At 59.5% G+C, this 21,525-nt stretch carries 16 protein-coding genes; 4 read left to right on the top strand and 12 right to left on the bottom strand.

The genetic code is table 11. The features are described from left to right. Positions 1-221 precede the first annotated feature (221 nt). From OZX64_RS03600 to OZX64_RS03575, 6 genes are all read right to left on the bottom strand, one after another. On the bottom strand, positions 222-473 hold the full coding sequence (locus tag OZX64_RS03600) for a hypothetical protein (RefSeq protein ID WP_277174832.1): 252 nt from the start codon (positions 471-473) through the stop codon (positions 222-224). A 332-nt stretch (positions 474-805) separates the two neighbouring features. Beyond that, positions 806-2,512 carry an NAD+ synthase gene (locus tag OZX64_RS03595; RefSeq protein ID WP_277174831.1) on the bottom strand — a complete coding sequence of 569 codons (1,707 nt, stop codon included), beginning with the start codon at positions 2,510-2,512 and terminating at the stop codon, positions 806-808. Between the two features lie 67 nt (positions 2,513-2,579). Then, on the bottom strand, positions 2,580-3,743 hold the full coding sequence (locus tag OZX64_RS03590) for an amidohydrolase (RefSeq protein ID WP_277174830.1): 1,164 nt from the start codon (positions 3,741-3,743) through the stop codon (positions 2,580-2,582). Positions 3,744-3,834: 91 nt separating this feature from the next. Next, the gene (locus OZX64_RS03585) at positions 3,835-4,557 is read right to left on the bottom strand and encodes a methionine ABC transporter permease (protein WP_277174829.1); all 723 of its coding nucleotides are present in this window, start codon (positions 4,555-4,557) and stop codon (positions 3,835-3,837) included. Further along, a complete protein-coding gene (locus tag OZX64_RS03580) occupies positions 4,554-5,759 on the bottom strand; it encodes a methionine ABC transporter ATP-binding protein (protein ID WP_277174828.1) in 1,206 nt (401 codons plus the stop codon). The genes OZX64_RS03585 and OZX64_RS03580 overlap by 4 nt, the downstream gene beginning before the upstream one ends. A gap of 219 nt (positions 5,760-5,978) precedes the next feature. Continuing rightward, positions 5,979-6,989: a MetQ/NlpA family ABC transporter substrate-binding protein gene (locus tag OZX64_RS03575; protein ID WP_277174827.1), complete on the bottom strand. Its 1,011-nt coding sequence runs from the start codon at positions 6,987-6,989 to the stop codon at positions 5,979-5,981. A gap of 247 nt (positions 6,990-7,236) precedes the next feature. Between OZX64_RS03575 and OZX64_RS03570 the strand changes: the two genes are divergently transcribed. Beyond that, entirely contained in the window at positions 7,237-7,776 is a 540-nt protein-coding gene (locus OZX64_RS03570) for a peptidylprolyl isomerase (RefSeq protein ID WP_277156043.1), read from the top strand. Between the two features lie 327 nt (positions 7,777-8,103). Here the strand turns inward: OZX64_RS03570 and OZX64_RS03565 are convergent, their stop codons facing one another. From OZX64_RS03565 to OZX64_RS03555, 3 genes are read right to left on the bottom strand one after another with little or no spacing between them, the layout of a single operon-like run. Next, the gene (locus OZX64_RS03565) at positions 8,104-10,428 is read right to left on the bottom strand and encodes a bifunctional (p)ppGpp synthetase/guanosine-3',5'-bis(diphosphate) 3'-pyrophosphohydrolase (RefSeq protein ID WP_277174826.1); all 2,325 of its coding nucleotides are present in this window, start codon (positions 10,426-10,428) and stop codon (positions 8,104-8,106) included. Positions 10,429-10,487: 59 nt separating this feature from the next. Next, positions 10,488-10,967 carry a dUTP diphosphatase gene (dut, locus tag OZX64_RS03560; protein ID WP_277174825.1) on the bottom strand — a complete coding sequence of 160 codons (480 nt, stop codon included), beginning with the start codon at positions 10,965-10,967 and terminating at the stop codon, positions 10,488-10,490. After that, complete coding sequence (locus OZX64_RS03555) at positions 10,967-11,257, bottom strand: DUF4193 domain-containing protein (protein ID WP_277156046.1); 291 nt, start codon at positions 11,255-11,257, stop codon at positions 10,967-10,969. The genes dut and OZX64_RS03555 overlap by 1 nt, the downstream gene beginning before the upstream one ends. A gap of 174 nt (positions 11,258-11,431) precedes the next feature. On the opposite strand from OZX64_RS03555, the gene sepH reads away from it, so the two are divergent. Continuing rightward, entirely contained in the window at positions 11,432-12,697 is a 1,266-nt protein-coding gene (gene sepH / locus OZX64_RS03550; protein ID WP_277174824.1) for a septation protein SepH, read from the top strand. Between the two features lie 42 nt (positions 12,698-12,739). Here sepH and OZX64_RS03545 read toward each other — a convergent pair whose 3' ends face one another. Continuing rightward, positions 12,740-13,936, bottom strand: coding sequence for a nucleotide pyrophosphatase/phosphodiesterase family protein (locus OZX64_RS03545; protein WP_277174823.1), 1,197 nt, complete (start codon positions 13,934-13,936; stop codon positions 12,740-12,742). A gap of 187 nt (positions 13,937-14,123) precedes the next feature. Here OZX64_RS03545 and OZX64_RS03540 point away from each other — a divergent pair, with 187 nt between their 5' ends. Both OZX64_RS03540 and OZX64_RS03535 read left to right on the top strand, forming a co-directional pair. Then, on the top strand, positions 14,124-14,699 hold the full coding sequence (locus OZX64_RS03540) for a hypothetical protein (protein WP_277174822.1): 576 nt from the start codon (positions 14,124-14,126) through the stop codon (positions 14,697-14,699). Positions 14,700-14,973: 274 nt separating this feature from the next. Further along, complete coding sequence (locus OZX64_RS03535; RefSeq protein ID WP_277174821.1) at positions 14,974-17,715, top strand: DNA topoisomerase IV subunit A; 2,742 nt, start codon at positions 14,974-14,976, stop codon at positions 17,713-17,715. A 106-nt stretch (positions 17,716-17,821) separates the two neighbouring features. Here the strand turns inward: OZX64_RS03535 and OZX64_RS03530 are convergent, their stop codons facing one another. After that, positions 17,822-18,955 (bottom strand): ATP-grasp domain-containing protein, encoded by a 1,134-nt coding sequence (locus tag OZX64_RS03530; protein ID WP_277174820.1) that lies wholly within the window; start codon positions 18,953-18,955, stop codon positions 17,822-17,824. Continuing rightward, on the bottom strand, positions 18,952-20,142 hold the full coding sequence (locus tag OZX64_RS03525; protein ID WP_277174819.1) for an MFS transporter: 1,191 nt from the start codon (positions 20,140-20,142) through the stop codon (positions 18,952-18,954). Before OZX64_RS03525 ends, OZX64_RS03530 begins: the two co-directional genes overlap by 4 nt. Between the last annotated feature and the right edge of the window lie 1,383 nt (positions 20,143-21,525).

The following is a 21,525-nucleotide window of genomic DNA, read 5'->3' as shown; positions in this document are numbered from 1 at the left end:
TGCGTTTTCTTGTCTTACAACATTTTCCGAAAATGTTAGGAATTTACATAAACTCAATAAAGACAACGGTTTTAAGGGCAACGGCTCATTGCGGACCGGTTGTATGCATCTCCTCCAAAAATGTGACATACGTCACTTTTACGTGACAAGATAAAAAAATCTGGTCAATAGAACAGTATTTGTCTATAAACCAGATCGTGTGTTTCCGCTCAACCTCCCGGTTACGATTCTCGGTCGCCCTGCCCGCCATCGCTGTCGGAATCATGGTCCCATGCGTTCCATTTACGGTTCTGCTCATCCCAGATCAGGTTGCGTTCCTTGGCGATCTTCCACGCGTCCTGCGCGTCCTCGCGGGACTTGTATGGACCACTGCGCTGCCCTACGGGCGAAAGCTTGCCCAGCTCCGGCTTGCCCGTCACCGTATTGAAATACCATTGCCGGTCATCATTCGCATTCTGCATATTGTCCGTCATCGCCATTCCTCTTTATTGTCAACGTGAGTTTTCTCAAGCTTAGCCCGGATCGGTTCCGCATCACGGTCGGCTCACCCTAAAGCGTATGGCGCAGACTCTCAACCGCGCTGGTCGCCATCTGTGCAAATCGCATCGACCGCCATCGGCTATTCGATGCAGATGAACAGCGTAGCGTCTACAACAGAATCTTCGGCACAACACAACAGCAACCAATTCATTTGCAATGCCAACGGGTCATGCCCTCATACCGACTGAAGACGCACAGCGATTCTTGGCATGCCAACATGGACACGCAGACCTGCGAACCGCTGTGCTCTTGGCGATACCGTACCTTATTCGCGGAAAGCGCTGGTCACCGGCAGGCGACGGTCACGGCCGAACGCCAACGACGTGACTTTGGGACCAAGCGGGTATTGGCGACGCTTCCATTCAGCTCGGTCGACCAGACGCATCACTGTATCCACGGTACCCGCGTCAAAACCGTCACGCAGCAGGTTGGCACGCCCGTGCGCCTTTTCGATATAGGCTGCAAGGACTTTGTCAAGCAACGCGTACTCAGGCAACGAATCGGAGTCCTTCTGTCCGGGACGCAGCTCGGCGCTCGGGGCCTTCTCGATGCTCGAAACCGGAATCATCACGCCGTCGTTGAGCGGCACACCCGCTCCCCCGTTCTCGTTTCCCACAATCTTCAGGCCGCCGACGCCAACACCGGCCGCGGCCGCACGATTGCGCCAACGCGAGAGTTCCCAAACCCGGGTCTTGAGTAAATCCTTAATCGGGGCGTAGCCACCGACCGCATCGCCGTAGATGGTGGAATAGCCACAGGCCAGCTCGGACTTGTTGCCCGTGGCGAGCGCCAGCAGGTTCCTGGAGTTCGAATAGGCCATCACGATGACGCCACGAATGCGCGCCTGCAGGTTTTCGGCGGCGACGCCCTCGAGGTCAAGCTGAGACTGGAAGGCCTTGAACAACGGTTCGATGAGCTGGACGTCGTAGTGGGCACCGATGTTACGGGCCAGGTCGGCCGCATCGTCCTTGGAACCGTCGGAGGAATACATGCTGGGCATGGAGACGCCCTGCACATGCTCGCCGCCCACAGCGTCTGCTGCCATCGCAGCCACCAACGCAGAGTCGATGCCACCGGAAAGTCCGAGCACGACACCGGTGAAATGGTTCTTGGCCATATAATCCTTAAGCCCCAAAACGCAGGCCGTATAGACCTCTTCGTCCGGATCTCGCAATGCGGCGAGCGTGCCGACCTGCTGGTGGCCGGCTGCGGAATCAAAATCGAAATAACTCAGGTCTTCGACGAACATCGGAGAACGCTCGAGAAGCGTGCCGTCGGCATCGACCACAAAACTGCCGCCGTCGAAGATCAGGTCGTCCTGCCCGCCGACCTGGTTCAAGTAAATCAGCGGGGCGTCGACCTCGTGCGCACGCCGGACCGCCAGATCGAACCGGGTATGGGTTTTGCCTTCCTCATACGGCGAACCGTTGATCGTCAGCAATACGTCGATGCCCTGTTCAGCCAGCTCGGCTACCGGCCCACCGTCCTGCCAGATGTCCTCGCAGATGGCGACGCCGACCTTCACGCCCTCGATATCGAGAACAACGGAATGCTGGCCTGCCTCGAAGATACGGAATTCGTCGAACACCCCGTAATTCGGCAGGAAATGCTTGTCGTAGGTCGAGAAGACCGAACCGCCGTGCAGCACCACCAGACGGTTGGTGGGTTTGCCTTCGGCATCGCTTGCCGAAGAGGTTCCCACAGTTCCGACCACCACGTAGAGCTGGCCCAACCCTTCCTTTTGCAAGGTTTGCGCCAGCTCGTCGGCCTTGTCGGCAGCGGCCTTGCGGAAGGTGGCACGGAAGGCGAGGTCTTCGATCGGATAACCGGTCAACGTCATTTCCGGGAAAACGACGACCTGGGCTTTCTTGAGCGCGGCCATACGCGCAAATTGCAGGACGGTGGCGGCATTGCCGTTGAGCTCCCCGACGCAGGTGTCGATCTGGGCCAAAGCGAAACGTAGTTGAGTCATGTCTTCATCATATCCGCTGGTGTGGCTGAGAGGCTACCGGTGACGCCAAATGTCGGCAAAACAACAATCAGCTACGGCCCAATTGCTCGCCCAGACGCAACGCGGCGTTGGCATAGAATTGCGCGGTGGGCTTGATGGCTCCGTCAAGCGCGACGAACTCGGGGTTGTGCAGGCCATGGTGGCCCGGCTGCCCGTTGGATCCGATGAAAGCGAAGACCATGGGGGCCAGTTCGCCGTAGTTATAGAAGTCCTCGCCGGCCATGGACGGCTTAATGGGCGCGAGCTCGGCGTAATCGGGAACGTCACGCGCGACGTCCTGCGCCAGATGCGCGTCGCTGACCAAAGGACCGGCAACGGTGTCGTAGACGATATCGGCGGTGATGCCGTATGCGGCCGCGGTGGACTCGACCACCTCACGGAACCTGCGCGCCACCAAATCGCCGTCGTCCTGATAGAAATAACGAACAGTGCCCATGAAACCGGCATGTGCCGGAATGACGTTCCAGACATCGCCGCCATGGACTTCGGTGACCGAGAGCACGACCGGACGGAACGGCGAGACATTACGGCTCACGATGCCCTGCAAGGCGAGAATGGTCGATGCCATCGCCTCCATGGGGCCGGTTCCGGCCTCGGGATAGGCGCCGTGAGTGCCATCCGCGTTGAAGGTGACATGGAAACGCACGCAGCCGGCCATCATGGGCTCTACGCCGACGGCCACCTGCCCGGGCGCGTAATCAGGGTTGTTGTGGGTGCCGACGATGCCGTCGATCTGGCCCAGCGCACCGACCTTGATGACATGCTGCGCGCCTTCGCTGGTCTCCTCCGCAGGTTGGAAAAGGATGACGACGGACCCGCGAATGCGATCGGTGTGTTCGGCCAGCCAGAAAGCGGCGGCGAGCAGTCCGGTCATATGGATGTCGTGGCCGCAGGCATGCATGACGCCTGCGTTTTTAGACGGGCGGTCGACACCGGAACGTTCACAAACCGGCAATCCGTCGATGTCGGCACGAAGGGCGATACGAGGGCCCGGGTTGTCGCCCTTGATTTCTGCCACCAATCCGGTATCCAATGCCGTATCGAGCACGGTGATGCCGTGCGCCTGCAGCAGCCCGGCCAGGTACTCGGTGGTCTTCACCTCCTTGAAGCCCAGTTCCGGGTATTCGTGGAGATGACGGCGTATGGCGAGAAGCTCGTTGGTGACGTCGATATGTACGCTCTGCTCTGTCATGAAATCCTCTTTTCTTCCTGCCTCGCCTTACGACGAACCGGTCCGGCCGCGCCCACCCGGGGCTTCGACCGAACCGGTTCGTCCCATCATCTCACTGCTGGCGCTTGAGAATGCGCTTGGCGAACATGTTGGCGATGGCCTGCACCACCTGGACCAGCACGATCATGATGATGACAGCGGTCCAGGTCACAGACGGGTCGAACTTCTGGTAGCCGTAGGCGATGGCGAAATTACCAAGGCCGCCGCCGCCGATGTAGCCCGCCATCGCGGACATGTCGAGAATCGAGATGAACAGGAAGGCGTAGGCCAGGATGAGCGGGCCGAGCGCCTCGGGTATGAGCACGGTGCGCACGATGGTGAACTTGGAGGCGCCCATGGCCCGGGCCGCCTCGATCACGCCGGGATCGACAGGCACGAGGTTTTGCTCGACCAGCCTCGAAGTGGCGAACGTGGCCATGATGACCATCGGGAAGATCGCCGCCATGGTGCCGATGGAGGTGCCGATGACCTTGATGGTCAACGGCTGCATCGCCGCCAGGAAGATGATGAACGGGATGGGCCGGACGATGTTGACGATGATGTCGAGCACCCGGTAGACCGTGGCGTTGGCGAACAGGTTGCCCGGGCGCGTACCGTAAAGCACCACGCCGAGCACGAGGCCCAGGATGCCGCCGAGGACCAGCGTGACGAACACCATCTCCAAGGTCTGGGCTATGGATTGAAAGAGCATCGGTTTGAGCACCGACCAATCCTGCGTCGACGCCAAGGTCACGACGCCGGACGCCGTGTTATTGATAGCGCTGATAGCGTTCATCGTGTCTCTCCCCCATCATGTTCTTCGTCCGTCCGCTCTTGCGATTGCCCGGAGCCATCCGCTGCGGCCGAAACCGTGCCTGCCTTGCGCGGCAGGGGGTGCAGTACAGCCTGACTGTACTCCACCGGCGCCTGCCGGGTACCGAAATCGAAGACGTCGCTGTTCAGGGCGAGCTCGGCGAGGAAGTCTTCGACAAGGGCGGCGTCCCCTGCCAGCTCGTAGGTCATCGCGCCGATGGCCGAACCGGCCACGGTATCGATGCCGCCGTACACCAGATTGGTGGGTATCGCGTATTTGGAGATCAGCTCAGAGATGTTCTGGCCGGAAGCGGAAACCCACGAGCCGTTCAACTCGTTGCGTGATTCCTTCTGGCGGATGAGCACCGTGACGATGCGGCCGGCCCATTGGCGATGGATGTCGGCGACGCGCTCGGCGTCGGGAAGCCCTGAGATGGCTGTGGCGATGAACCGCTTGGTCACCTCCTGCTCAGGCGCGGCGAAGAGGCTGTATGCGTCTCCCCGCTCGACCACTTTGCCCTTGCTCATCACCGCGACACGGTTCGCGATCTGCTGTACGACGTTCATCTGATGGGTGATCAGCACGATGGTGACGCCAAGCACTTGGTTGACTTGCTTGAGCAGATCGAGTACCTCGCCGGTAGTCTCGGGGTCGAGGGCGCTGGTCGCCTCGTCGGCCAGGATGATCTCGGGATTCGTGGCCAGGGCGCGCGCGATGCCGACGCGCTGCTTCTGACCGCCGGAAAGCTGCGAGGGATACTTGTCCGCCTGTTGCTCAAGGCCGACGAAGCGCAGCAGCAGGTTGACACGACGCTCCTGATAGTCCTTGCGCCAATGGTCGAGCACCAAGGGGTAGGCGACGTTCTGCGCCACCGTCTTGGTGGAGAAAAGGTTGAATTGCTGGAAGATCATGCCGATCTTCTGGCGCAGCGGCCGCAGCGACGACTCGCCCAGTGAGGTGATGTCCTGCCCGAGCACGCGCACCGTGCCGGTTGTCGGACGTTCCAAGGCGTTGATCATGCGCACCAAGGTCGACTTGCCGGCTCCCGAATAGCCGATGATACCGAAGATGTCGCCTTTGTCGACGCTCAGCGACACGTCGTCGACGGCACGGGTCGACGTTCGGGCGCCTTTCGCCCTGAACTCCTTGACCACATGGTCAAGTTCAATGATTGGTTCCGCCATGTTCCTGTTCTCACCTCAGTATTTCGTTGTTCGCGCGCTCTGTCCAAGCCCGCTCAAATCCTATTCACCGTCTGCCGGCATGCCCGCCAATACTAACAGGCATACCGATGCCGTCACGGCTGATTGCGGTTGTCCGGCAACTCCAGACGTTTCTCGGCCGCCGCAACCGCCGATGCCATCAAGCCTCCCCATCCGGCCGAACAACGTCGCCGATATACGTCACTTGGCATCCGCGGCATCCTTTTCGATATCCTTCAGGAAGCCCTGCAGGTCGGCGGTGCTGTACTTGCCGGCCAACGACGCGCTGCCGTCGGACTTCTTCATGACCCCAGCCGAGACCTTCTTGGAATGGAAGATCTTGATCAGCTTGAGGTAGGTGGGGTTGCTCACGTCGGCGGCGCGGGAGGCGAAGATGTTGATATAGGGGCGGGCCTCCTTGCTTTCGGCGTCATCCTGATAAATCGCGTCGGTGGCCTTGAGCCCCGCGTCCTTGACATAGTCGTTGTTGACCACACCGGCGGAGACCTGCGGATCCTTCAACGAATTGGCGACCTGCTCGGCCTTGAGCGGCGTCACCTTCACCTTCGAGGCGACAGAGTCGATATCGGCAGGCGTAGTGAACGCCGTCCAGCGGTGCTTGAGCTTGATGAGGCCGGCGGACTTGAGGACGCCCAGGGCGCGGGCCTGGTTGGTCTCGTCGTTCGGCACCGGGACGGTGGTTCCCGCCGGGATGTCCTTGATGTCCTTGTATTTGCTCGAATAGATGCCCAACGGGTAGACCGCGACCCCGCCGATGGGTTGCAGGTCCTTGTGGTTCTTCATGTCGTAGTTGGCAAGGTAGAGGATGTGCTGGAACTCGTTCAGATCGAGATTGCCGGCATCAAGGGCCGGGTTCTCGGAAGTGTAGTCCTGGAAATCGACCAGGTCGACATAGATGCCCTGCTTCTGCGCTTCGGACTTGAAGATCGGCCATTCCGGGTTGGTGACACCGACCACGCCGATCTTGACCGGGTTCGACGGCGACCCCTTGGCCTGACCGGCCTGGCCCATTACGAAACCTTGATGGCCGAAGAACGCGATGCCGACGACCAAGACCGCGACCACCACGGCTATGATGATGTTGCGCGGGGTGTGGTTGACTCTGACCACCTCATCCGTACGTTGGAAATCGGCAAGCAACGCGGCGATGTCCGAGGAATCGTCGTGCTGATGAATATCGGATGACGTCATATGCTCCCCTTGTAGTGAATCTCTGTTGCAACCATACCCGAACATCGTCTTCAGACACGAGCTTGACAGGCAAAAGCCTTATAGATTCTGGTAATGACGCGAACAATAACTGCGCAATGACAATATTTTCAGCGTCCCATTCTTCTCAACGACAGAGACTTATATCACACGGCGCACGACCCACAGGACCCTTAGCCTGCCGGCCTCTTCGTCCTTCAAGTCCTCAATCGGTGGGAAAATAAAACTTATGACAAATGTAATCATGCATACCACAGAGGGCGACATCGCCCTGAACCTCTTCGACGACAAAGCGCCGAAAACCGTCAAGAACTTCATCGGGCTGGCCACCGGCGAAAAGGAATGGACCGATCCCGCCACCGGCGAGAAGTCGAACAAGCCCTTCTACGACGGACTCACCTTCCACCGCATCATCAAGGACTTCATGATCCAAGGCGGCTGCCCGCTGGGCAACGGCACCGGCGGCCCGGGCTACGAGTTCGACGACGAGTTCGCCGACGACCTCGACTTCAGCCAGCCTTACAAGTTGGCCATGGCCAACGCCGGACTGCGCCGCGGACGCGACGGCCGACAGCATGGCACCAACGGCTCGCAGTTCTTCATCACCACCGTGCCCTGCCCGTGGCTCGACAAGCATCACACGATTTTCGGCGAGGTGGCGGATGAGGCCGGCAAGTCCGTGGTCGACCGCCTGCAGAACCTGCCCACTGACGGCAACGACATGCCTCTGGAGCCGGCCGGCATTGTTTCGGTCGAAATCGTGAAGTAGAGTCGCCGTCATCCGTTGAACCCATAAAATGCCACGCCAGCAAAAGCAGCGTGGCATTTCGCATTCATACCTTCCTGTGCACCGCCCTTTTTCATCCGAGTTCACTATCGATCACGTAATGCGGAGCGCGCGTACAGAGAAAAACACACTTTTAGACCAATTTTCGTGATTATCTCTGCATCTGCGGTTTCTATGCAAAGATAATCACGATTTTGCGGCATTTTTTGTGATTATCTCTGCATATTAGCCATGTACACGGAGATAATCACACTTGCGGGGATCTGAAAGCAAGACAGCAAAAGGCAAACATAAAAGGCAAACAGCCCCTTACATCTTGCGCATGTGCGGAACGGCGGAATCCTTGGCACCGGTAAGGCGGTAGACATCGAAGACGCCGTCGATCTTGCGCACGGCGCTTAAGAGCGTGTTCATGTGCTGCGGATCGGCCATTTCGAAGGAGAACTGGCTGGTGGCCACACGGTCGGAGCCGGTGGCGACGGTGGCGCTGATGATGTTGACGCCGTGGTCGGAAAGCACTTGGGTGACGTCGGTCAACAGGTGCGGGCGGTCGAGCGCCTCCACCTGGATCTTGACCATGAACAGGCCCTTGGCGCTGGTCCAGGCAACCTCGACCACCCGATCGGGCTGCTGACTTTCGAGGTTCAGCATGTTCTGGCAATCGGCACGATGCACCGAAACGCCCTCGTTCTTGGTGATGAAGCCGACGATCTTGTCGCCCGGGACCGGGGTGCAGCATCGGGCCAACTTGACCCACACCCCTTCCACGCCCTTGACCGAGATTCCGAGCTTGTTGGTGTCACGACGGCGCCCGGTATGCTTGAGCGGCAGCGCCTCCTGTTCGACATCCTCTTCGACCTCGTCACGGCCTGCGTCCTTGACCAGTCGAGAGATGACGTTCTGCGTGGAGACCTGTCCGTCGCCGATGGCGGCGAATACGGCGTCGGCGTTGTCGAAGTTCAGTTCGTCGGCCACTCCGACCAATGCCTGGGGCGTCAGAAGGTTCGAGACCGGCAGGTTGCGCTTGCGCATGGCTCGGGTGAGCTCGTCGCGGCCTTCGTCGATGGCCTCGCTGCGCCGTTCCTTGCTGAACCACTGGCGGATCTTGTTGCGGGCCTTCGGGCTTTTTACGAAGCTCAGCCAGTCGCGCGAAGGTCCGGCGGTCTCGGACTTAGAAGTCAGGATCTCGACGGTGTCTCCGCTCTCGAGCACGGTGTCGAGCGGGACGAGACGGCCGTTGACGCGCGCGCCCATGGTGCGATGGCCGACCTCGGTGTGCACGGCGTAGGCGAAATCGATAGGCGTGGCGTGGGCCGGCAGCGAGATGATCTTGCCTTTCGGCGTGAATACGTAGACCTCGGCACTGCCCAGATCCTCTTTCAGGGAACCGAGAAACTCGTCGGAGTCCGGCGTCTCGCTGGTCCAGTCGGCCAGTTGTTGGATCCATTTGAGGTTGTCGGCCTCGCTCAGGTCCTGGTTCTCTTCGTTTTCGCGCTTGCGGTCGCCCTTGTCCGGTTCGCTCAGCTTGCGGCCGGCCTGACCGTTCTCCTTGTATTTCCAGTGGGCGGCGATGCCGAATTCGCTGCGCCGGTGCATGTCCCAGGTGCGAATCTGGATTTCGACGGGTTTGCCGCCGGGACCGACCACCGTGGTGTGCAGGCTCTGGTACATGTTCATCTTCGGCATGGCGATGTAGTCCTTGAACCTGCCGGGAATCGGGCTCCAGCGGGCGTGGACAGCGCCAAGGACCGCATAGCAGTCCTGTATGGTGTCGACGATGATGCGTACGCCTACAAGATCGTAGATGTTGGAGAAATCGTGGCCTCGCACGATCATCTTCTGATAGATCGAGAAGTAGTCCTTCGGCCGGCCGGTGACGGTGGCCTTGATATGCTGGTCGGCAAGGTCTTCGTTGATCTCGCTGATGATCTGCTTCAAATAGACGTCGCGCTGCCCGGCACGGCGGTTGACGAGCACGACGATTTCGTTGTAGATCTTGGGATAAAGAACTTTGAAGCTCAGTTCCTCGAGTTCCGTCTTGATGGCGTTCATGCCGAGCCTGTTGGCAAGGGGCGCGTAGACGTCAAGGGTCTCCCGGGCCTTGCGTTGGGCGTTGGAAGGCTTGACGTAACGCCAGGTACGCGCGTTGTGCAGGCGGTCGGCCAATTTCACGACGAGCACACGCACGTCGCGGCTCATGGCCACCACCATCTTGCGGATGGTCTCGGCCTGGGCCGAATCGCCGACCTCCATGCGGGTCAGCTTCGTGACCCCGTCGACCAGACCGGTGACGGTATCGCCGAATTCCTCACGGCATTGCTCAAGCGTGTAATCGGTGTCTTCGACGGTGTCATGCAACAGCCCTGCAGCCACCACCAACGACCCCATGCCGAGATCGGCCAGAATCTGGGCGACGGCCAAGGGATGGATGATATAAGGCTCGCCGGAACGACGACGCTGGGCACGGTGCTGCCACACGGCCCTGCGGTAAGCGCGCTCGAGAACGGAAAGGTCGGCGTCAGGATGGTGGGCACGGCAGGCACGCACAATGGGCTGCAACGGGTCAAGCGGATCCGTGCTGATCTCGCAGCCCAGCATCCTCGCCGAATTGTTGTCCGAAACCGTATCTGCCATGCCCGCTCCCATCACCTTTTCTCTGGCTTCATTCTATCTGATTGCAGGACGGAGCGCCGCTATCTGCTCGCCATCCCGGTGGAGCCGAACCCGCGCTCGGCCCGATCGCTGCCGGGCAGTGTCGTCGCAGGTACGAATCGGGCTTCAACGTAACGTTGGATGACCAGCTGCGCGATGCGGTCGCCCGCATGCAGAATCACGGTGTGTTCCGGGTCGAGGTTGATCAGCGGCACCTTGATCTCGCCGCGGTACCCCGCATCGATGGTGCCGGGAGCGTTCAAAACCGTCACGCCCGACTTGATCGCCAACCCGGAGCGCGGATGGACGAGACCGACGTAGCCGTTGGGAAGCGCGATCGAGACGCCCGTAGGCACCAAGGCGCGTTCGAACGGCTTGAGCTCGACGTCGCGCGTACAGGTCAGATCGGCACCGGCGTCGCCCGCATGGGCATACCGCAAGGCAGGCACGTTCCCGTCGGCATCGGTCTTCAAGAGGACTTCGACGTTTTCCGGTTCGTTGTAGCTTTCGGCATAGGCCATCAGGCGGCACACTCCTTGCAGACCGGGCCGTTGGCGCCCATATGGTCAAGCTGACTGCGATGCTTGACGAGGAAGCACTCCGAGCAGATGAACTCGTCACCCTGCATGGGGATGACGGTCACCGAGGAGTCCTCGTTGCTTAAGTCCGCACCGGGCAGCTCGTAGTCCTCGGCGATGGCGTTCTCGTCGTCGTCGATGTCCTCTGCGCTCTCCCTGCTGCTTTTGCTCAACGCCTGAAGGGATTCCTCGTCCTCGTCCTTGTTGCGGGGGGAATCATAATCCTGAGCCATCTCGCGTTCCTTTCTTTGGGTTCTCGGTAGCAATACCGATGGCGTTCATATCAAAATGTCTTTTACGGGCAAAAGGATACACGATTTAGCAAATTCGTAAAGTACGACACGAGGGACATAATGGAATAAAGTAAAATTCTTGTAGTTTTATTGTTGTAGGAAAGTGGTGCTCGCATGTCAATCAGTTCAGTTGCGGATGCTCGGTTCGACCATGTCGACGAGGACGGCGAGCTGGTGTTCGTATCGAAGGGATTGAAGTTCCGGATACCGGTGAACGATACACTGGAACGCGCCATTCTCGAGGCACGTCAGATTATGAGCGAAGCCGACGAGGTCAACAGCCCAGGACTGGCTCAAACCCTACCGATATCAAGCATTCAGGCACTCATCCGCGCTGGCGCGCAACCCGAAAAAGTAGCTGAGAAATACGGTCTGAGCCAGGCTTTGGTACGACGTTTTTCGGCTGCGGTCGAAACGGAAAAGCAATACGCCATCGAACAGTTCCTCGCGGTCTCGGCACCGAAAGGGAGCAGGGTCCACTCAATCGAAGACCTCATCGCACGCACGCTCGCGGCCGCTCGTATCGGAATGGAATCCGTCAAGTGGGGCGCGACACGCCGAGGAAGGGAACCTTGGCTCATTACGGCGACATTCAGCACCCAGCGCAATCGCATACGTGCCGAATGGGCATGGAACATGCACGACAACACAGTCGAATGCCAGAATGCGGCAGCACAGATACTGCTCGGCGAAACGGACTCCACACGGCAATCCGACCAGACCGACGGCAGGATGCCCGATGCGCATGTGCCAAGCCAAGGCTCCGGCCAATTGCAGGAACACGCGAATGGAATAGCCGCACCAGACGATCAGACCTCGGCACAAAACCCTGAAGACCAGGCGGTAGCCGCTTCGACGTTCAGGACGAATCCGGCTTTGCCGGGTAATTCCGTGCGTTCTGCCCGAATCGCCAGCACCGTGGCCGCCATGCAGGAACAGGACAATGACGCAATTGCGACCTCGGACTCCCCTGACGTGACGAACACGGACCATGGCGACGCCGATCGAAAGGAATCAGACACCACCGGTTCCTTCTCCCTGCCCTATCCGGCACCGAGCATCAACCAAACCCAACCAGCTTCCGCGAACGGGCAAATCCCGGATTCACCGGTGGAGACAACCGCACCGGCCGATTCTTTGTCGTTGTCTCTCCCCGATCGCACGCCTGCGACACAGCAGCAGGTATTCACACCGTTCGGCGATCAGCCCGCGGCGCCAGCAGGAAGCGACGACGATTCCGATATTTCACGAAACGCCGACGGTCAGGCAGATGCCCAACCTGCCGGCACCGAGCAAGCCCATGACGGCCGCAGGCACGGCAGGCGCAAATCAGGTCGATCCGCGGTGCCGAGCTGGGATGAGATCCTGTTCGGGGAATGATTTCCGGACGGCCCGTTCAACGCCCGTCATCCAATCAGCCGATCACGCCACATCGATCAGACAAGGGATCTCGCGTTCGAGACGCGTCAATGAGCCGTGAACGCCCTTCAGTCCCATCGATCCTTCGCTCTGCGTTCGTGAATCGACAATCGTCGTGTTGCCTGCGGCACAGACAACCACATCGCCGATCAACGGCTGCACACGTTCCTCGACGCTGCCGTACAGACCGTGTTCGATGGCTTCAACGCGCGTGAAAATTCGCGCATGCTCGGCCAACTCCTCACGCCAACGCATGGCCATGGCCTCGATATCCGCATCTGGCCGCGCATAGAGCATCGTCATCCGGGGTTCTCCCGCGACCAACGCGACGTCACGCGTCAGGCTCTCCCGGTCTGCGATATCGATCTGGTTGCCGAAATCGGCTTCCACCATCCCGTGATCGGCGACGACGACCATCAGGGTCCCGGGCTTCAGCCCACGCCTCAACGCCTGCAACTGCCCATCCACATTTTCAAGTGCACTCGCCCATTGCTCGCTGAACGGGCCGTAATGATGGCCGGCCTTGTCGACGTCATCGACGTAGTAATACGTAATCCCGGGCTTGGCGGCGGCTTTGATCGCGGCACGCACACGAAGCTCTTCATGCTGCGATCCCTGATAGTCCGGACCTCGCAAGGCGGCTCGGGTCAACGCCGAATGGGCGAATTTCGGCAGGCCGACACTCGTGACACGCACGCCGGCCTCGACGAGACGCTCGAAAACCGTAGGTTGCCGCTGCAGATCCTCCGGATCAGGTGCACCGGCGAAGCTGATGAGCTGTCCCACTCCCCCCGTTTCCTGGTTGAGCTGAGTGAATCCGGTCATGCCGGTCATGCCGGGGCAGGTGCCCGTGCCGAACGAGCCCATGACGATTGGCGTGGTGCTGGGAATGCAGGTGGCGATCGGGGCGCTGTTGCCTTCCCGGTTCATCAGTCCACGCAGGTAGGGCGCATGGCCCTCGCGCATCGCCAGGTTCCAGAAGCCGAGGCCGTCCACCAGCACGATGACGGCCGACTGTGCCCGCGGAAAGCCCAAAGCCACGCGCGAGGCCTCCGGATCCGGATGGACGGGTGTGGGCTGCGGATGGCCGATGACGGCGCTCAACGCAGGCAACACCGCGGAAATATGGCGATCGCTTGCATACGAATCGACATCACGGAATCTCAGCAGCTCATCGAGCGGCTCTACTTCAACACTCATGCCCCCATTGAATCACCGCGCGCCGAAAAGCATCAATTTCCTCGTCGTCCCTTGCCTGTGGGGCTATTAGTTCGATTTGACATGCTTCCATGATTCTGTGACAATGCTCTCAAGATTGTAAAGGCCTTCTTATGAGGATCGAAGCTGATTCACGCTTTTTATTGATGACGTCTCGACGAGGAGCAAGATGATAACCCGTACCAGAAGATTTTTAGGATTGGTATCAGCGCTGGCGCTGTCGTTATGCATGGCGTGTTCCGGAAATGCCGACAGCGTCGGAAAGCCTGATCGGCAAACCGAAACCGATACCAGCCAAAACAACCCGGCCAGTATGGCTTACCACTCCTTTACCGTCACAGCCTTGGAGCAATACCTGAAGGACGAAATCTACACTGATGATCCCTCCGTCACCGATATCCAATCGTTGGGATCCGGCACGGTTGTCGGCAACGGCAGCATCATCGTGGAACAAGCGGACGACCCAGCAGATACTTACGACGTGGAATATATGTGCAAGCCAAATCACGCTTCCGCATTTTCCGTTACCTTGCAGAAAGGCAGCGAACAACGTTTCCTAGTCAAGGAAGACGGTTGCGTGGGCAATACCGTCAGATCGGTATCACTGCCCATCCGTCTCTTTCCCAAGGCCGAATCCATAGCTTTCAGCGGCCCCCACGACTCGTCATTCGTGGTTGTTGTCCATGAAATTCACAGAGCGGAACCAACAAAATACACACCACAGGAAGCATCCACGCCAATGTAGGGACCGATCCCCGAAGAACAGCACTGAGCTTACGCGATCCTTTTCATGGCTGAGCCTTGAATCGCTCATTCGCGATCTCCAATCTCAATGGTCAGGGTGATGTCAAAGAACCATCGACGTCGGCCCTGCCCGTTTTCTGCATAAACTCAGACCACGGCTTCCTCGCCACCAACGGATTCAACGACGTTGTGCGTCAAGCCATGGCATCTGCCCGACGAGGGCAACCGATATGATGGGACGGATTGTTTTTTAGCAGATAGAGGTGCTTTTCAGTATGGCTCAACGTCGCAAAACGGCCAAACCATCCTATGACCCGCACACGGTCAAGGAGAACATCGTCGAAACACCACTCGACGATGAAATGAGCAAATCGTTCCTCGAGTATGCCTACTCGGTGATCTACGCGCGTGCACTGCCTGACGCGCGCGACGGCATGAAGCCGGTGCAGCGACGCATCATCTATCAGATGGGTCAGATGAACCTGACCCCCGACAAGCCATATATGAAGTCCGCACGCGCCGTCGGCGAGGTGATGGGCAAGCTGCACCCGCACGGCGATTCCTCCATCTACGAGGCCATGGTGCGCCTCGCCCAGCCGTTCGCGATGCGTCTGCCGCTGGTAGACGGGCACGGCAATTTCGGTTCGCTTGACGACGGACCGGCGGCCTCGCGTTACACCGAAGCCAGGCTTGCACCCGCAGCGCTGGGCATGAACGCGAACATCGACGAGGACACGGTCGATTTCTCCCCCAACTACGACAACAAGCTCAAGGAACCGGACGTGCTGCCGGCCGCCATTCCGAATCTCTTGGTTAACGGCGCTTCCGGCATCGCGGTGGGCATGGCCACCAACATGGCCACCCACAACCTCGGCGAGGTGGTCGCGGCGGCGAAGTACCTGATGAAGCATCCCGACGCCACGCTTGAGCAGCTGATGGACTATGTGCCAGGGCCGGACTGGCCGGGCGGCGGCATCATCATCGGTCGAGACGGCATCCGCGAGGCCTATGAGAGCGGCCGAGGAACCCTGACCACGCGCTCCGCCACTCATATCGAAAACGTGACGGCCCGCAAAAAGGCCATCGTCGTCACCGAACTGCCGTTCATGGTCGGCCCCGAGCGCGTGCTCGAACGTATCTCGGAAGGCGTGAAGAACCACCACATCGAAGGCGTTTCCGGTGCCATCGACCTGACCGACAGGCACAACGGCACACGCATCGTCATCGAGATCAAAACCGGGTTCGACCCCAACGCGGTACTCGCCCAACTGTTCAAGTACACGCCGTTGGAAGACAACTTCACCATGAACAACGTGGCGCTCGTCCACGGCCGGCCGCACACCATGGGCCTCAAAGAGATGCTCGAGGTGTGGGTGGAGCACCGACGCAACGTCATCCACCGTCGCAGCGAATATCGGCTACGCAAGGCGCAGGAACGGCTGCATCTGGTCGAAGGCATGCTGCTGGCGATGGTCGACATCGACGAGGTCATCCAGGTCATCCGCACCTCCGAGAACGCCGACGCCGCCAAGACGCGCTTGATAGCCGTCTTCGACCTTGACGAGATCCAAGCGCAATACATCCTTGACCTGCGGCTGCGTCGCCTGACCAAGATGAGCCGTATCGAGCTCGAGGCCGAACAGGATGATCTCAAAAAACAGATCGCGGGTCTCAATGAAATCCTCGCTTCCGGCGAACGCCTTGACGAGGTCATCGTTTCCGAAATGGACGAGGCCGTCGAGAAATGGGGCGATCCGCGCCGCACCGTATTGCTGGAACGTCACGAGGATGGCAGTCTGACGCCGGTGCGTTCCCTGGCTTCCTCAAGCTCCGCCGACGGCGCCAACGCCAACCCGGACTCCTCTGCTCTGGCCGCCATCCGCGTGGAGAATACGGTATCCCAGGCAGCACAGGATGTCGAAGCCGCGAAGAAAGCCAAGAAGGCCGGCAACGTAGAGGAAGCCACCGCCGCGTTGCGCCTCGACGATGAGCCCTGCGCCGTCATGTTGAGCGCCACCGGGCTCATCGCCCGCACGTCTTCGAGCGCTGTCGACCTTTGGCAGACTCGCGAGGCAAACGGACAACGCACACACGACGACCAGATCGTTTCGATCTTCGCCTCAACGACGCTTGCCAGCTACGGACTCGTTACCTCTGCGGGACGTTTGGTTCTGGCACATGTCGCGGACCTGCCGAACCTGCCGGCAAGTGAGAACCTCAGCGTTTCCGGCGGGGTGAACGCCGACGAACTGCTGGGCATGACCACCAGCACCGAGCCGGTTGCCGGCGAGCACGTCGTGGCGGCCATCGCCATGGGCGACGCTTCCGGCAAGGACGAACCCGGGAACGCAGATGCCGCAAAGGCATCCGACACCGGCGCCGCCACTACCCCGCTGGCGATCGGCACGCGCAACGGCATCGTCAAGCGCTGGAACCGCGAATCGCCCAGTACCATGGATTCCTGGCCCGTCATCGATCTGAAGGACGCAGATGCGGTCGTATTCGCCGCGCCCGCCGCCGACGATGACCGTATCGTCTTCATCTCCTCTGATTCCTCGCTGCTGACTTTTGAGGCCAAGGTGGTGCGTCCGCAAGGCCGTAGCGCAGGCGGTATGAACGGCATCAGACTGGCCGAGGGGCAGCATGTCGTCGCCTTCAACGTCGTGCCGGCAGGCAAGATCGCCTGGACCTACGACGAGGGCGAAAACGGGCTGTATTCGGCCTCCGGAGCCGTCGTGCTCACTGTCGCCGGCGATGACGCGGCCCTGCCCGGCACCGAAACAGGTGCAGCCAAGGTGACGCCGCTGGAGATGTATCCGACCAAGGGACGCGGCACCGGAGGCGTACGTTCACAGCGCTTCCTCAAGGGCCAGAACACGCTAACCTGCGCTGCCATCGGCACCTATCCCCTCTACGCCAGTACTTCCGGCGGCGCTCCGGTCGAGTTGCCAAAGCCCGACATGCGTCGTGACGCCTCGGGCGTGGACCTGCCCGCTCCGATCGAGTTCGTGGCATAGCAAGTAGCGATTAACCATTCAACGCGGCCGCAATCGGCGATTTCATCCGTTTACGGTCGCATTCGCGTTTCGGACATCCGTACAACACCGTCACCTCATACCATGGCTATAGAGAAAATGCGGAAAGAACCAATGCATGGCGGTCTGATGAGCACCTGATGGGTCCCCGCTCATTCTTCGGCAGAAGAACCGCCGCTTCCACCGTTCCTGTCTGATGCTGCATTTCCCGCAACCATTGCGCATCGTTGCCGCGGTAACCAGACAAGTCAGGGAACACTATCTGCGCTCCCCTGCCCGTATGCTGCGGGGCTGTGACGAAGTCATCGATATAGGCACGCGCCAGACGCTCGAAGCCGTTCATTCCCGTCGACCAGAGCATCATGTCGGATATGCGGTCACCGCCAACCCGCCCATGCGCCTCGACCAGTTTGGGCATGCCTTCCTGCACGATGAATTCGATATGGGAAAGCCCGTATTCGTACCCCGCAATGTCAAGCACGGTACTTGCGGCACGCGTCAACGCAAGCCGTTCGTCATCGCCGATATCGGCAGGCTGGCGCTGTTCGGTTTCCACCAACCCCGTCTCGCCGCCGGTCGTCTTGGCCGTCACCACCAACGGTGTGTGTTGCTTACGCCATGTCAGCGATTCGACGGAATATTCATGCCCTACGAAACGCTCTTCGACCAGCACCGGGTAGGTCAACCCGAGCAACACCGATTTCAGAGATTGTAAATCCTCGACGGCCACCACTCCACGGCTGCCGGCCTGGTCACGGGGCTTGATCACGATGCCATGCCGGTGATCGGCGAAGAACGCTCTGACCTCACCCTCCTGCGCGGCAAATACGCAATCACCCGTCAGCTGCGGGGCCGAGATCGCGACCAATGTCCTCAGACGGTATTTGTCCCTCATGTTTTCCAACGCCTGATACGAAGCGCATCGTCCGCCGGCAAGCGACAACGCCCCATTGACCAGGGATGCGACCTCGGACGAATCGTCGCCCAAGCCAATGCACACGCTGGAGGCACTTCCTGGCTTGACGCCCCTGGCCGAAAGCGAACGAGCCACTTCAAGCGCGTCATAGGGATCGTTGACCACATCAAGATCGAAGCGTTTGTTGCTGAGCAACGCGTCATATTCGTGGCTATCTTTGGTTGTAATCATCGTCACGGTCGCGCCGCATTTCAGTGCAGAGGCCGCGGCGGCGGCACGTTGGTTGACGAAATAGAAATGCATCATAGCGAAGGCTCCTTCTTCTTGAACAGGACAATCAACAACAGCGCGCAAGCCACCAGAGGCAGGCAGAAAAGCGGTACCCCGGAGATACCACGGCACACGTCGATGAGACATCCGCCGAGCCACGAACCAACCAGCGACGCGACGCCGGAAAACGTGCCGGTCCACCCGTAGGCACGTGAAAGCATGGAACCCGCCACGCGAATCCTGCCTGTCAGCAGGTCGAGCGTCGGGCTGATCAACAGCTCCGAAAGACTGAAGGCTACGGCGAATGCCACAATCTGCGGCGCACCGCTCGGGGCCAACAACGCGCCGAACGCGACAACAAACGACGCGAATCCCAACAGCAGGATCGTGGTGTCCTTCACCTTGCCAAGCGCGTGGACGAGCAAGGGATATTGCAGTATGAGAATGAAGACCGCGTTGCCCATATAGATCGCGTTGGACGCGGTCTGCGTGTGGAACCCCGCGTAGGAACCGATCGGCACGACCAACGACCACTGCGCGTAGACGGTCCAGTAGATGAACGTCAATGCCAGCAGAATCGGGAAAGCGCTGTCTCGGCTGAACAGCTTCTTCCAGCCTTGCTCACGCTCGTCGCGTCCAGCGGATACATCTTCTGACGCGACATTGGCCTGCTCATCTTCCGGCGGGCTGAACCTCAGTAATATCATCAGCAGCGCAAGGAGCGCATACAACGCAATCGAAACCAACACCAGACGCCTGAACCCCAGCAACGCGAACAGGCCTGCGCCGATCGCCGGGCCCACCAACGCACCGGAATTGACAGCCATCGAGCGCAACGTCACCATTCTGCGCGAGGTGGCGCGGCGCATCAGCTCAGTCTTGACCGCCAGACTGGCGCTGCTGCTTCCCAGCGATGCCGCCGCGGAGCACAACAGATACATAGGCAGTGTGGCGTTCGTGGCGAAAACCGCCAATCCGCATGCACGCAGGGCGAGGCCGGCGACCGCGACGGGCTTCGCGCCGATTTTCGACGTCACCGTTCCGCAGAGCGACGAACACAACGGACCGACTCCCGACAGCACTCCGAGAATCAGACCGGCGTCGGCGGCGCTGAATCCGAGTTTCAGCAACTGGACGGTCAGCAACGGATAGAGCATATAGGTCGTCATCCCGGTGACGACGACGGCAATCAGCAACGAATAGCCGCGATCCTCACTCGTCATCGCCGACCACCTTGAGTGTGCGGCCGATCATTTTCTCGGCGGTGACGGCCGAATCGTCGTTACCTGACACACGGGCTTTGCCGTTGCAAGAGAAATTATGATTTCAAGAGAAAGCGGAATCTTCGACACCACAATCATCTTCCTTAATAGATCACGGTGTCGGTTACGATACACACACCACCAGTTGCATGTACCAGAATGAAACCGATATTATCACCAACCAGGCGACTTTTCTATTTCATCCGTTGAAGTATCGGTCTCTCGCCTTTGACTATCGATACAGTTTCATTCCCTGCGGGGAGGGCGTGAAACCGGCGATGCGTAACAGCTGTGTGTAGTGATTCAGAGTGGTCAAAGGCTCGCCGTTGACATCACGGAAGGTGATGCTGCCGCGTCTGTTGCCCGGCCACCGGCCTGACGCATACTGCGAGCGCAAGGCATCGGCCAGTTGTGTGATGGCACGCTGAAGCTCAAAATCAGTGGCATCGAAGCACAGGAGATGATGACTGGACGGGATGGCGTAAAGCACCGGCTTGCCTTCGATGAAAACGACTGTCGAACCGACCAAGCGCCGGGGCTGTACCGGTTTCCCGTGCCTATGCGCGACCGCAGTAACAGCAGGAGACGGCACAGTGCCATCCGACGGAACCGATGACTTGCTTGGATCGCGTTTCCCTTCATCTTCCGGTGAATCTCTTATCGCTTCAGCAGCGTCCACATCAGCAGATTGGACAGCAACCGAATCGTTCTCTGGATCGGTTTCGGCCCTGCCCTTTTTGGTGATATCGGCCGTATCATGGGACGTGTTCAACGACGGCCAGGCAACCGCACCGCCGGCAAGACTGGCTGGATCTGCAGCATCCAACGTCACCGCAAGCGGGGCATCCTGCACTCTCCACTGCCGCAATTGGTCGATGTTGGTACGTTCGGCGAACTGCACTGCGGAAAGACCGCGAACGAACATGCCGCGCACCAACGTGCCAGCGGCTTCTATCTGTTTCAAAACCGGATAGATATCCGAAAAACTTAAGTCTCCCGGATCCATATCCATCAGCGGAGGGGCAATGATGCCGTAACGGTCGAGCAATGTTTCGACCTGCGCAATGGCACGTTGCTCCGGACGCACATCCTGCGACTTCGGTACAGCCGACCACAATCCGGCCAACGTCCCCGGCAATTGCGAACGCCGTTCGACCCTTGCGCGGCCGTACAGACGATGACGGCTCATTGATGCTCTTGCATACGAATGACGGGAGGGTTGAGCACTACTTCGGTTTTGCAGCAAGGCACGAACCGGAGCAAACGATGAATTGGTGACCTGGCCCTGCCACACCAATGACCAAAGTTCTCGTTCGAATCTCGAATCACCAAGTGAGGATACAC

The organism is Bifidobacterium sp. ESL0704, from assembly GCF_029392075.1.
In the GTDB taxonomy this organism is placed as follows: Bacteria; Actinomycetota; Actinomycetes; order Actinomycetales; family Bifidobacteriaceae; genus Bifidobacterium.
The sequence above is the reverse complement of the archived record's forward strand: the minus strand, read 5'-3'. Positions and strand labels throughout refer to the sequence as shown.

Bases quoted from the DNA above. Each gene is read 5' to 3' on its own strand.
- OZX64_RS03600 (WP_277174832.1), bottom strand. From the start codon at position 473: ATGACGGACAATATGCAGAATGCGAATGATGACCGGCAATGGTATTTC.
- OZX64_RS03595 (WP_277174831.1), bottom strand. From the start codon at position 2,512: ATGACTCAACTACGTTTCGCTTTGGCCCAGATCGACACCTGCGTCGGG.
- OZX64_RS03590 (WP_277174830.1), bottom strand. From the start codon at position 3,743: ATGACAGAGCAGAGCGTACATATCGACGTCACCAACGAGCTTCTCGCC.
- OZX64_RS03585 (WP_277174829.1), bottom strand. From the start codon at position 4,557: ATGAACGCTATCAGCGCTATCAATAACACGGCGTCCGGCGTCGTGACC.
- OZX64_RS03580 (WP_277174828.1), bottom strand. From the start codon at position 5,759: ATGGCGGAACCAATCATTGAACTTGACCATGTGGTCAAGGAGTTCAGG.
- OZX64_RS03575 (WP_277174827.1), bottom strand. From the start codon at position 6,989: ATGACGTCATCCGATATTCATCAGCACGACGATTCCTCGGACATCGCC.
- OZX64_RS03570 (WP_277156043.1), top strand. From the start codon at position 7,237: ATGACAAATGTAATCATGCATACCACAGAGGGCGACATCGCCCTGAAC.
- OZX64_RS03565 (WP_277174826.1), bottom strand. From the start codon at position 10,428: ATGGCAGATACGGTTTCGGACAACAATTCGGCGAGGATGCTGGGCTGC.
- dut (WP_277174825.1), bottom strand. From the start codon at position 10,967: ATGGCCTATGCCGAAAGCTACAACGAACCGGAAAACGTCGAAGTCCTC.
- OZX64_RS03555 (WP_277156046.1), bottom strand. From the start codon at position 11,257: ATGGCTCAGGATTATGATTCCCCCCGCAACAAGGACGAGGACGAGGAA.
- sepH (WP_277174824.1), top strand. From the start codon at position 11,432: ATGTCAATCAGTTCAGTTGCGGATGCTCGGTTCGACCATGTCGACGAG.
- OZX64_RS03545 (WP_277174823.1), bottom strand. From the start codon at position 13,936: ATGAGTGTTGAAGTAGAGCCGCTCGATGAGCTGCTGAGATTCCGTGAT.
- OZX64_RS03540 (WP_277174822.1), top strand. From the start codon at position 14,124: ATGATAACCCGTACCAGAAGATTTTTAGGATTGGTATCAGCGCTGGCG.
- OZX64_RS03535 (WP_277174821.1), top strand. From the start codon at position 14,974: ATGGCTCAACGTCGCAAAACGGCCAAACCATCCTATGACCCGCACACG.
- OZX64_RS03530 (WP_277174820.1), bottom strand. From the start codon at position 18,955: ATGATGCATTTCTATTTCGTCAACCAACGTGCCGCCGCCGCGGCCTCT.
- OZX64_RS03525 (WP_277174819.1), bottom strand. From the start codon at position 20,142: ATGACGAGTGAGGATCGCGGCTATTCGTTGCTGATTGCCGTCGTCGTC.